Source organism: Variovorax sp. 160MFSha2.1, from assembly GCF_048305075.1.
Classification (GTDB): domain Bacteria; phylum Pseudomonadota; class Gammaproteobacteria; order Burkholderiales; family Burkholderiaceae_C; genus Variovorax; species Variovorax guangxiensis.
In genome coordinates this window covers 2,812,493-2,824,366 of sequence record NZ_CP157624.1, presented here as the reverse complement: position 1 = coordinate 2,824,366, position 11,874 = coordinate 2,812,493, and the positions used below count along the sequence as shown (strand labels likewise).

Here is an 11,874-nt window from a genome sequence, read left to right as displayed (position 1 = left end):
GTCCATGCCAGGAGTGTTGCCATGAAAGTCCCCGTTCCCCCTTCCCGCCCGCCCTCCGCATCGCCTGCATCGCTGATTGCCGCCCTGGCGCTCGGCCTGGCAGCCGCGGCTCCCGCCGTCGCCCAGCCGACGGTGGGCGCGGGCCAGACGCTGCGCATCCAGATCAACTCCGACATCCGCAGCACCGACCCCGGCGGCAACCGCGACGACAACACCGACAACGTGCTGCTGCACGTGGCCGAAGGGCTGGTCGCGCTGCGCGAGGACACCTCGGTGGGCCCGATGCTCGCGAGCAAGGTCGACACCTCGGCCGACGGCCTGACCTACACCTTCACGCTGCGCGACGGCGTGAAGTTCCAGAACGGCGCCACGCTCACGGCCGACGACGTGGTCTGGAACTGGCAGCGCTACCTCAAGCCCACGAGCGGCTGGCGCTGCCTGCCCGAATTCGACGGCAAGGGCATGACCAAGGTGCTGTCGGTGGAGGCGCCGAACCCGAAGACGGTGGTGTTCAAGCTGGAGCGCGCGAGCGCCCTCTTCCTCACGATGATGGCCCGGCCCGACTGCGGCGGCGCAGCCATCCTGCACCGCAGTTCGGTCGGTGCCGACGGCCAGTGGAAGGAGCCCGTGGGCACGGGCCCCTACAAGCTCAAGGAATGGAAGCGCGGCCAGTACGTGGAGCTCACGCGCTTCGACGGCTACACCTCGCGCGCCGAGCCGCGCGACGGCCTCGCGGGCGGCAAGAAGGCCGAGATCGAGAACCTGCGCTTCGTCGTCATCCCCGACTCGGCCGCGGCCAAGGCCGCGCTCTACAGCGGCGGCATCGACGCCTTCGTCAACCCCAGCCCGGCCGACGTGGTCGAGATGCGCAAGCGCACCGACGTGCTGGTCGACACCACGCCGGTGATGTCGATGGTCGCGCTGCTGCTGCAGACCAACGACCCGGTGCTGAAGGACGTGCGCATCCGCCGCGCGCTGGCGCTGTCGCTCGACACGCCCGAGATCGCGCGCTCTGTCACCGAGGGCCTCTCGCCGGTCAACAACTCGGTGGTGCCGTCTTCCAGCCCCTACTACGACGCAGTGCAGGCGGGCGGCTTCAAGCGCGACATCGCCGCCGCGAAGAAGCTGCTGGCCGAAGCGGGCTACCGCAACCAGCCGATCCGCATGATCGCCAACAAGCGCTACGAGGCCCTGTACTCGGCCGCCGTGCTGGTGCAGGCCATGGCCTCCGAGGCGGGCATCAACATCGAGCTGGAGGTGCTCGACTGGGCCACCCAGCTCGACCGCTACACCAAGGGCCAGTACCAGAGCATGGCCTTCATCTACTCGGCGCGCATCGATCCCTCGCTCAACTTCGAGATGGTGTCGGGCGACAAGGCCGCCCAGCCGCGCAAGGTCTGGGACAGCGCCTACGGCCAGACGCGGCTGGCGGAGTCGATGGTCACGCGCGACAAGGTGCGCCGCCAGGTGCTGTTCGACGAGATGCACAAGCAGATGCTGCAGGACGTGCCGATGATCGTGCTCTTCAATGCCAGCGACGCCACCGCCATGCGCAAGAGCGTGACCGGCTTCAAGGGCTGGGCGCCGGCCAAGCCCAGGTTCTGGAACGTGCGGCTGGCCGCCGCCGGCTGAACGGAGCCGCGCGAGCAATGCCCGCCTACCTCCTGCGCCGGATCGCGATGACGATCCCGACGCTGCTGCTGGTTTCCATCGCGGTGTTCACCCTGATGCGGCTGATTCCGGGCGACCCGGTGCTGCTCATGCTGGGCGAAGGCGCCGACCCCGCGCAGCTGGCGCTCATGCGCCACCAGATGGGGCTGGACCAGCCCCTGCCCGTGCAGTACCTCGTGTGGCTGAGGCACGCGCTGGCCGGCGACCTGGGCGTATCGACCACCAACGGCCTGCCGGTGCTGCCGTTGATCTGGGAGCGCTTTCACGTCAGCGCGGTCATCGTGCTCGTCGCGGTGGCGCTGGCCTCGCTGATCGCCGTGCCCGCCGGCCTGGTCGCCGCCTGGCGCAAGGACAAGCCCACCGACCTCGCCATCATCGGCGCCGCGACGCTGATGCTCTCGGTGCCCAGCTTCTGGCTGGGCCTGCTGCTGCTGATGTTCTTCGGCCAGTACCTGGGCTGGCTGCCGGTGGTGGGCTACGTGCCGATGTCGGAGAACTTCTCGCAGGGCGTGCTCTACGTGATTCTTCCGATCGCCACGCTGCTGCTGGTGGAGACCGGCGTGCTCACGCGCATGTCGCGCGCCAGCACCATCGAGATCCTGCGGCTCGAATACGTGACGCATGCGCGAGCCAAGGGCGTGCCCGAGTCGCAGGTGCTGCGCCGCCACGTGCTGCCCAACGCCTTCAACCCGACCCTCACCATGATCGGGCTGATCCTCGGGCACCTGCTCAGCGGCATCGCGGTGCTGGAGACGGTGTTCACCCTGCCCGGGCTCGGGCGCCTGATGATCGACTCGATCTTCGCGCGCGACTACCCGGTGCTGCAGGGCTGCCTGCTGTTCACCGCCTGCATCTACGTCGTGATCAACCTGATCGTCGACATGTGCTACCCCCTCTTCGACCCACGGGTCACTGTGCAGTGAAGACGAAGTTCAAGACCCATACCCTCATCGGCGGCGCGCTGGTCGCGGTGCTGCTGGCCGTCGCCGTGGTCGCCGCGCTGTGGACGCCCTACAACCCGCTGGGCATCGACCTGCGCTCCAAGCTGCAGCCGCCCTCGATGGCGCACTGGCTGGGCACCGACGAATTCGGCCGCGACGTGGCCAGCCGCGCGATGCAGGGCGCGGCCACCAGCTGCCTGGTGGCGCTGCTCACCGTGACGCTGGCCACCGCCATGGGGCTGGTGGTCGGCGTGGTCGCGGGTTTCGTGCGCGGCTGGACAGACCGCGTGCTGATGGCCTTCAACGACACGCTGCTGGCCTTTCCGGGCCTGCTGCTGGCGCTGGGCGTGATGGTGATCGTCGGCGCCAACAAGTGGGGCATCGTGCTGGCGCTGAGCATGGCCTATGCGCCTTCGGTGGTGCGCGTGGTGCGCGGCACGGTGCTGTCGCTGCGCGAGCGCGAGTACGTGGAGGCCTCGCGCATGATCGGCAACGGCGAGCTCTACACCATGTGGCGCCACGTGCTGCCCAACTGCATGGCGCCGGTGGCGGTGCTGGCCACCAGCATGTTCGGCTGGGTGCTGCTGTCGGAAAGCGCGCTGAGCTTCCTCGGCCTGGGCGTGCCGCCGCCCGCGCCGACCTGGGGCAACATGCTCGCGAGCGCGCGGCCCTACATGGCCTCGGCCGTGTGGCTGTGCGTGGTGCCGGGCCTGTGCATCGCGCTCACGCTGCTGGGCATCAACCTGCTGGGCGAATCGCTGCGCGACCGGCTCGATCCGCGAACGGAGAAGTCATGAGCGTTCAATCGAGTCAGACCGTGCTTTCCGTCGAGCACCTGAGGATCGAGCTGCGCAACGGCGCCCAGCCGCTGGTGCACGACCTGTCGTTCGAGGTGAAGGCCGGCGAATTCCTCGCTGTGGTGGGTGAATCGGGCAGCGGCAAGACCATGGCCGCGCGCGCCATCCTGCAGCTGCTGCCGCCGGGCATCTCGCAGACCGGCGGGCGCATCGTGTTCGACGGCGAAGACCTCGCCGCGCGCGACGCGAAGGCCATGCGCCCCATCCGCGGGCCGGGCATCGGCATGGTGTTCCAGGAGCCGATGGTCTCGCTCAACCCGGTGCACCGCATCGGCGAACAGATGGCCGAGGGCCTGCGCATGCACACGCAACTGCCGGCGGCGGAGATCCGCGCGCGCATCGTCGACATGCTGCGCCGCGTGCAGATCGCCAACCCCGAGCGCTGCATGCACGCCTATCCGCACGAGTTCTCCGGCGGCATGCGCCAGCGCATCATGCTGGCCAGCGTGATGCTGCTGAAGCCGCGCCTGCTTATCGCCGACGAGCCGACCACCGCGCTGGACACGCTGAGCCAGCGCGAGGTGCTCGACCTGATGGTGGGCCTGGCGCGCGACAACGGCACTGCCGTGCTGCTCATCACGCACAACCTCGGGCTGGTGGGGCGCTATGCGCAGCGCGCCATCGTGCTGGAGAAGGGCCGGCTGGTCGAGACCGGCGAGGTGCCGGGCATCCTGCTGGCACCGAGGCAGCCCTACACCCGCAAGCTGGTCGACGCGCTGCCGCGCCGGCAGGCGGCCAAGGCCGAACCCGCCGAGCAGCGGCAGCCGCTGGTGCAGGTGCGCGGCCTGTGCGTGAGCTACGCCGGCGCACGCGCCGGCTTCTTCAAACGCCACGCGCCGGTTCGCGTGATCGACTCGCTCGACCTCGACATCCATCCGGGCGAGATGGTCGCGCTCGTGGGCGGCAGCGGCTCGGGCAAGACCACGCTGGGCCGCGCCATCCTGCGGCTCGCGCCCTCGCAGGCCGGGCAGATCCTGTTTCGCGGCGAGGACGTTCGCAGCGCCGGCCGTGCCGCGCTGCATCGCTTCAGGCTGGCCTGCCAGCTGGTGTTCCAGGACCCGTTCTCCTCGCTGGACCCGCGCATGCGCGTGCAGGAGATCGTGGCCGAGCCGCTGCGCCACCTGCCCGAGCTCGATGCGACGGCGCGCACGCGGCGCGTGAAGGAAACGCTGGACGAGGTCGGCCTGGACGGCCTCGGCGCGCGCTACCCGCACGAGCTTTCGGGCGGCCAGCGCCAGCGCGTGGCGATCGCCCGCGCGCTGGTACGGCGCCCCGCTTTCGTGGTTGCCGACGAGCCGGTGTCGGCGCTCGACATGACGATACAGGCGCAGGTGCTCAAGCTGTTCCAGAGCCTGCAGCAGCACCACGGCTTCGCATGCCTGTTCATCAGCCACGACCTCGCGGCCGTGGAGCAGATCGCCGACCGCGTGATCGTGATGGAGCGCGGGCGCATCGTGGAGCAAGGCCCACGCGACGCGGTGTTCGACGATCCGCGCCATGCATACACGCAGGCGCTGCTCGCAGCCACGCCGCGGCCGCTGGCGGCGCTGGATGCGCTGGACACGGCACAGGCAATGCCCGAAGCGGGTCGGGCCTTCGCGTGATGACGGGCGGCACAGCGGCACAATCGGCCGCGTGCCGCTCATCCGACATCACCTGCCCGCCGCCCTCCTCGCACTGACGCTTGCTTCCGCTGTGCCCATGGCGCAAGCGGCGGAGCCGGTGCTGCTCGTCACTTCGCCCGCCGCGCTGCAGGCGGCCGAGAAATCCGGCGCCGGCTTCGCGCGCTGGATGAACGGCGAATCGGCACAGTCGGCCGATGGCGTCACCGCCAACGAGGCGCTGATGCGCACTCCGGCCTGGCGCTCCATCACCGAACCGCTGGGCGCCAGCCTTTCCGGCATCCAGCGGCGCGACAGGCAGGCGGGCGTGGGCATCTCGCGCTATCCGCACCGGCTGTTCGACGCGCGCTGGCTCGCGAGCCCCGATGCCTTCTTCGAGCTGGTCGGCGTCGCCAACCGCATGGACCGCCGGCCCTTCCAGAGCGGCGCCTGCGGCGAGACGCGGCTGGTGTACCGGCTGGCCTATCGCACAGCCGCGATGCAGTCTCGCCTGCCGATGACTGTCAACGTCGAACTGCGCGGCGACGCGCCCGATGCAGACGGAAGCTGCGCCGCCGCCGCGAAGCGATGGCAGCCGCCGCAGGCCACGATGGCCGACGAGGCGCTGGGCCGCTGGCTGACCTCGGCCGATGGCCCGCTCGCGCCGAAGCGGCTGGAGCACGCGCGCATCGCGCAGCTCACCACCAACCTGCAGAGCGTGCGCTGGCCCTCGGCGGTGCGGCCCGACCTGGGCGGCCATGCCGAATACATGCTGCGCGCCTTCCGCTGGAACTCGGGCGCCAGGCGCTTCGAGGTCGCGCCGCTGGAGAACACGCCCGACGTCGCCAGGCTCAAGGCCAATGCCCCGCTGCGCAAGGAACTGCAGCAGTGGCTTCGGCAACCCGCCAACCTGCGCGCGCTGGACGAGGCCACGCTGCAGATTCCCGACAGGTTCCTCGCGACCGAAGCCATTTCGGTCGCGCCGCGCGGACTCGAACGGCAGGCCAACCGGCCCTTCGCGCAGATCTTCGCGCCCGGCGAATGGCAGGCCGTGCCCGGCAGCCGCGCGCTGCAGTCGCCGCAGGCGGTGCTGCGCCGCCTCGACGACCTGAGCTGCATGGGCTGCCACCAGAGCCGCGCGGTCGCGGGCTTCCACCTGCTGGGTGTCGACCGGCGCGGCGCCTCGCGGACCTTCACCACCGGCAACGCGCTGGCGGTGCCGCACTCGCCGCACGTGCAGGACGAGCTCGCGCGGCGCAAAAGCTATGTGCAGGCCGCGCTCTCCACGCCGCGGCCCGATCCGTTCCGGCCCCTGGCCGAGCCGATGGAAGCGGATGCCGCCGCCGGACGCGCGACGGTCGGCGCGCGCTGCGAGCCCACGCGCATCACGCAGTCGGCCAACGCGTGGACCGATCGCGCCGAGAAGCTGCCGCCCGTTGCCTGCGAAGGCGCGGCCTCGGTGTGCGAGAAAACCTCGGTCGGCTTTCCGGGCGGCATGTGCTCCGGCCCCTGCGACCCCAGGGACCCGAACGGCACCTGCGGCGCCATCGCGATCCTCAGCGACTTCAACAGCTGCCTGGCCGCGAAGAAGCCCTTCGGCGAATGCCTGGCCAAGCACACGCGCCCCGGCAACCTGCGCAGCTGTTCGGCGCAGCAGGCCTGCCGAGACGACTACATCTGCGCGCAGGCCGATGGCAAGCCCGAGGGGCAAGGCGCCTGCATTCCGCCCTACTTCCTCTTCCAGATGCGGGTGGACGGGCACTCCTGAGGGCGGCCGGTCATTCGTTCGCGACAGGGCGCATCAGCCAGGCCGACCCCGCGGCCACCACGCCAAGCACCGCGACGTAGACGCCCACCGGCACGATGCTCGAATAGTTCGCCACCAGCGTCGCCGCGATGATCGGCGCCAGCCCGCCGCCGATGGCCGCCGCGAACTGGATGCCGATGGAGATGCCCGAGTAGCGCAGCTCGGGCGGAAACTGCGCCGCATAGAGGCTGGACTGCGGCGCGAACATCAGCGGGTAGTTGAGCGACAGCGCCAGCACCATCGCCACCGTGTAGGCCGTGAGCGAGCCGCTGCCGATGGCCTGGAAGAGCGGCACCGCCATGAGCGCCAGCAGCAGTCCGCCGAAGACGTAGAGCCGCCGCGCGCCCACCTTGTCCGCAAGCCAGCCACTGGCAGGAATGGTGAAGACCATCGCCGCCGAACCGGCGATGAGGGCGTGCAGCGCATCGGAGCGCGAGAAGCCGAGCCGGCTGGTCGCGTAGGAGATCGAGAACACCAGCACGGTGTAGATCAGCGTCACCTCGGCCAGCTTGCCGCCGATGGTCAGCAGCAGGGGCCTGAGGTGTGCCACCACCACCTCGCGCGCCGGCAGCACCGCCGTCCTGCGGTGGACCTTGACCTGCATGAACTCGGGCGACTCGTCCACCTTCATGCGGATGAAGACGCCCAGCACGATCAGCACCGCGCTCGCAAGGAAGGGCAGCCGCCAGCCCCAGCTCATGAAGCTGGACTCGGGCAGCTGCGTGACCAGCGCGAAGGCGCCCGAGGACAGCAGCACGCCGATGGGAGCGCCCATCTGCGGCATGCTGCCGACCAGCGAGCGCCAGCGCGGCGGCGCGTGTTCTACCGCCATGAGCATCGCCCCGCCGAGCTCGCCGCCGAACGACAGGCCCTGCCCGATGCGCAGCAGCACCAGCAGCACGGCCGCCCACAGCCCGAGGGACTCGTAGGTCGGCAGCAGGCCGATCAGCACCGTGCAGATGCCCATCATCAGCAGGCTCAGCGTGAGCATCGACTTGCGGCCCAGCCGGTCGCCATAGTGCCCAAAGATGATGCCGCCCAGCGGCCGGGCTAGCATGCCGCTGGCGAAGGTGCCGAAGGCCGCCAGCGTGCCGACGGTGGGGTCGAAGTTGGGAAAGAAGAGCTTGTTGAACACCAGCGCCGCGGCGGTGCCGTATGCGAGGAAGTCGAAGGCCTCGATGGCCGTGCCGACCATGGTGGCGGCGCCGATCTTCCAGACGCTCTGGTGCTTTTTCTTCTCCACGGTGCCCTGCAGCGGGGTGGCGATGCTGTTCATGGGCGCTCCCCGGTGATCTGCCGCGCGAACATCGCGAAGCTGGCGTTGACGATGCTCCGCTGCAGCAGGAAGTCGTGCGACTCCCTGGCCAGTGCCGGGTCCACCAGCTTGAGGCGACCGTAGGCCGACTGCGCGATCAGCTGGTTGCGCGCCGCGCGCTCGATGAGCACCGACATGTACAGCGACTCCTCGATGGTCGGCGTGGCGGCCAGGAAACCGTGGTTGGCAAGCAGCACGCAGCGCTTGGTGCCGAGCGCGGCCGAGATGATCTCGCCCTCGACGTCGGCGATCGGCAGGCCGGGCCACTCGGGCAGGAAGGCGCAATCGTCGAAGAACGGGGTGGCGTCCATGTGCGCAATCTGCAGCGGCTCGCCGGTCATCGACAGCGCGGAGACGTATGGCGGATGCGTGTGGATCACGCAGTTCACGTCCGGCCTGCGCCTGTAGACCCACAGGTGGAAGCGCACGGCCGGGTTGGGCACGCCGCGGCCTTCGAGCACGCGCAGCGAATCGTCGATGCGCATGACCGAGTCGGGGCGGATCTCGCTGAAGGCATGCGCGAGCGGCGTGGTCAGGAAGCTGCCGTCGGGCTGCCGCACGGTGATCTGGCCGGCCAGAGTTTCGCAATGCCCTTCCTTCGCGAGGATGCGGCAGCTCAGCGCGAGCTTCTCGGCCTCGGTCCAATTGCCGTAGCTGAGGCCGTCGAGGGACGGCGCGGGGCTTTCGTGGGTTGTGGTGCGGGTGTCGTCGCTCACGCGTTGGCTCCTGTGTGCATTCGTGGGGGGGTGCGGCCAATGTAAGAAGCGGCCCCCGCTTTGCTCTTGCGCGTGGGTGCACGCGCATTGATCCGGCGTGCCAACTAGTGGAAAGCCTCAGCCCCGGATCGGATGTCGGCCGCCTAGACTGCCCCTGCCGACGCTGCCTGGCACGAAGCATGCGCATCGGCGGCAGGAAACACAGCCATGCACCACGACACAGCAGCAGCCTCCGACCTGAGCTTCGCGCCATGCTTCCGTCCGTTCTACATGGGCGACGTGCAGGGCTACTCGAATGCGCTCGACTCGCTGGTGTACCCCGGCGAGCTCAGCGTGCGGGACAGCAACCCGCGCATGAGCCTGGAGGCCTGCCGGCTCGTGGGCGGCGGGCTGGCGATCAGCTTCGCCTCCACGCCGCTGGCGGTTCGCCATGACACGGCGCTGGCTTCCATCGGCGGCGCGGGCGATGTGCTCGCGATGATCGCGGTCGAGGGCGAAGGCACCATCGAGCAGGGCGGGCGCTGCATGCCTTTCCGCAAGGGCGACATCACCTTCCGCACCACGCGGCTTCCTTCGGCCTGCACACTGACCACGCCCGGCAGGCTGGTGGTGCTGCGGGTGCCGTCGGACCGGTTCTTCGGCATCTACGCCGATCTGCACGACCGCTTCGTGCCTTCGATCTCGCGGGCGGATTCGCGCCTGGCCGAGGCGGCCCGTGTGCACATGGGGCATGTGTTTCCGGGCAATGCGCAGGCGTTGCCGGCATTGGCGTACTTCTCCGAGCAGTCCTTCGTCTCGCTGCTGGCTGCGGCCTATTGCGAATCGGTGGACGAAGACGCGGTCGACGGCAAGCACCGCGAGCGCGACCGCTGGCAGCGGCTGGTGGCCTTCATCGAGGCGAACCTGGGCGATCCGGAACTCTCGGTCGATGCGGTATCGAGGGAGCTCGGCATCTCGAGGCGGCTCACGCATCGGCTCTTCGAGACGCAGCGCACGCAATATGGCGCGTACCTGCGCATGCGCCGCCTGGAACGCGCGAAAGACGATCTGCGGAACAGGCGGCTCGACCATTTGAGCGTGGCCCAGATCGCCTATCGCAACGGCTTCGGCGACGCGAGCCATTTCAGCCGAAGCTTCAGGGACCGGTTCGGCGTGCCTCCTGGAGGCCTGCGCAAGTCGCCAGCCTGAGAAATCGTCCGGCCGATAAATATTGCTTGCCATTAGATCGCATGCGATCTAATATTCGCGCCATGCCTGCCAAGCGCATCACCGCCCCATCCACCGAAGCCCCGGCGAGCAATGCGCTGGCGCTGGACGAGCAGCTCTGCTTCGCCGTCTACTCGACGATGCTGAGCCTCAACAAGGTGTACCGCGGCCTGCTGCGCGATCTCGATCTCACTTACCTGCAGTACCTCGTCATGCTGGTGCTGTGGGAGAAGGACGAAATCAACGTCTCCGAGATCTGCACGCGCCTGGCGCTCGAAACCACCACCCTCACTCCCCTGCTCAAGCGGCTCGAAGCGCGCGGACTCATCCAGCGCGTGCGTTCGCCCAAGGACGAGCGACAGGTCATCGTGTCGCTCACGGCCGATGGGCGCGCATTGCGCGCCAGGGCACAGGGGCTGCCGGGCTGCGTGGCGCAGGCCATGGAGCTCTCCCCCGAACAGATCGGCGAACTGCGCACCCAGTTGCTGAGCCTGCGCACAAGCCTCGACAGGAACGCGTGATGCACAGCAGCTTCGCCGTTCCTGCTTTTTCAAGACAAATACATCGCATGCGATATTAATTCATACGATATTTACCGCATCGCACCACTTCACCACTCGACCTGCCAGCAAAAGGAAAGCACCATGACCGAACAACGCACCCAGACCATCGACTCCACCGCTCCCACCCGCCGCAGCCTGCTGCTGGGCGGAGCCTCCGTCGCAGCCGGCGCCCTCGTGGGCACCGGCTTCTCCAGCGCGGCATCCGCCGCATCCGCCGCCGCGCCCGCATCGGGCGCGGCCAACGCCTCTTCGAAAGGAAAGCAAACCATGAGCAAGAACATCATCGTCACCAAGGACGGCACCGAGCTCTATTACAAGGACTGGGGCCCCAGCACCGGCCAGCCCGTCGTGTTCAGCCACGGCTGGCCGCTGAACTCCGACAGCTGGGAATCGCAGATGCTCTTCCTCGCATCGCAAGGCTTCCGCACCGTGGCGCACGACCGCCGCGGCCACGGCCGCTCCAGCCAGCCGTGGAACGGCAACGACATGGACACCTACGCCGACGACCTCGCCACCGTCATCGAGACGCTGGACCTGAAGAACGCGATCCTGGTCGGCTTCTCGACCGGCGGCGGCGAGGTGGCGCGCTACATCGGCCGCCACGGCACGAAGCGCGTGGCCAAGGCGGCCCTGATCTCCGCCGTGCCGCCGCAGATGCTGAAGACCGCCGCCAACCCCGGCGGCCTGCCGATCGAAGTGTTCGACGGCCTGCGCGCCGCGCAGCTGGCGAACCGCTCGCAGTTCTACAAGGACGTGCCCTCGGGCCCCTTCTTCGGCTTCAACCGCCCCGGCGCGAAGGTGTCGCAGGGCCTCATCGACTCGTGGTGGGCACAGGGCATGATGGGCGGCCACAAGAACACCTACGACTCGATCAAGGCCTTCTCGGAAACCGACTTCACCGAAGACCTGAAGAAGTTCGACGTGCCCACGCTCATCGTGCACGGCGACGACGACCAGATCGTGCCGATCGGCGCCGCCGGCCTGGCCTCGGCCAAGCTGGTGAAGAACAACAAGCTGATCGTCTACCCCGGCGCGCCGCACGGCCTGACCGACACGCACAAGGACAAGTTCAACGCCGACCTGCTGGCGTTCGTCAAGTCCTGATGCGCTGATGCGTTGACGAAGAAGGGGCCCGCACGGGCCCCTTCTTCTTTTGCCGGGCGCGACAACGCGACCTCTTAGTATTCGGGGCAAACA

Annotated in this window: 10 protein-coding genes; 8 read left to right on the top strand and 2 right to left on the bottom strand. The window is 68.9% G+C overall.

Translation table 11 applies throughout. The features are described 5' to 3' along the window. The first annotated feature begins 21 nt into the window (after positions 1-21). The 5 genes from ABL838_RS12640 (at position 22) to ABL838_RS12620 (ending at position 6,838) form a co-directional block, all read left to right on the top strand. Positions 22-1,632: an ABC transporter substrate-binding protein gene (locus tag ABL838_RS12640; protein WP_418125530.1), complete on the top strand. Its 1,611-nt coding sequence runs from the start codon at positions 22-24 to the stop codon at positions 1,630-1,632. 17 nt (positions 1,633-1,649) lie between these two features. Beyond that, the gene (locus ABL838_RS12635; protein WP_184641991.1) at positions 1,650-2,594 is read left to right on the top strand and encodes an ABC transporter permease; all 945 of its coding nucleotides are present in this window, start codon (positions 1,650-1,652) and stop codon (positions 2,592-2,594) included. Beyond that, complete coding sequence (locus tag ABL838_RS12630) at positions 2,591-3,409, top strand: ABC transporter permease (protein WP_184641990.1); 819 nt, start codon at positions 2,591-2,593, stop codon at positions 3,407-3,409. The genes ABL838_RS12635 and ABL838_RS12630 overlap by 4 nt, the downstream gene beginning before the upstream one ends. Further along, positions 3,406-5,073 (top strand): ABC transporter ATP-binding protein, encoded by a 1,668-nt coding sequence (locus ABL838_RS12625; RefSeq protein ID WP_418125529.1) that lies wholly within the window; start codon positions 3,406-3,408, stop codon positions 5,071-5,073. Before ABL838_RS12630 ends, ABL838_RS12625 begins: the two co-directional genes overlap by 4 nt. Before the next feature lie 97 nt (positions 5,074-5,170). Beyond that, positions 5,171-6,838, top strand: coding sequence for a hypothetical protein (locus ABL838_RS12620; RefSeq protein WP_418125528.1), 1,668 nt, complete (start codon positions 5,171-5,173; stop codon positions 6,836-6,838). 10 nt (positions 6,839-6,848) lie between these two features. On the opposite strand, the gene ABL838_RS12615 is transcribed toward ABL838_RS12620, so the two are convergent. After that, a complete protein-coding gene (locus ABL838_RS12615; protein WP_418125860.1) occupies positions 6,849-8,072 on the bottom strand; it encodes an MFS transporter in 1,224 nt (407 codons plus the stop codon). Between the two features lie 77 nt (positions 8,073-8,149). After that, positions 8,150-8,908: an aldolase gene (locus ABL838_RS12610; RefSeq protein WP_240650464.1), complete on the bottom strand. Its 759-nt coding sequence runs from the start codon at positions 8,906-8,908 to the stop codon at positions 8,150-8,152. A gap of 207 nt (positions 8,909-9,115) precedes the next feature. Here ABL838_RS12610 and ABL838_RS12605 point away from each other — a divergent pair, with 207 nt between their 5' ends. From ABL838_RS12605 to ABL838_RS12595, 3 genes are all read left to right on the top strand, one after another. Beyond that, positions 9,116-10,096 carry a helix-turn-helix domain-containing protein gene (locus tag ABL838_RS12605; RefSeq protein ID WP_418125527.1) on the top strand — a complete coding sequence of 327 codons (981 nt, stop codon included), beginning with the start codon at positions 9,116-9,118 and terminating at the stop codon, positions 10,094-10,096. 62 nt (positions 10,097-10,158) lie between these two features. Next, positions 10,159-10,635, top strand: a complete 477-nt coding sequence (locus ABL838_RS12600; RefSeq protein WP_418125526.1) for a MarR family winged helix-turn-helix transcriptional regulator — start codon at positions 10,159-10,161, stop codon at positions 10,633-10,635. Positions 10,636-10,758: 123 nt separating this feature from the next. Beyond that, a complete protein-coding gene (locus tag ABL838_RS12595) occupies positions 10,759-11,781 on the top strand; it encodes an alpha/beta fold hydrolase (protein ID WP_184641985.1) in 1,023 nt (340 codons plus the stop codon). Positions 11,782-11,874 lie beyond the last annotated feature (93 nt).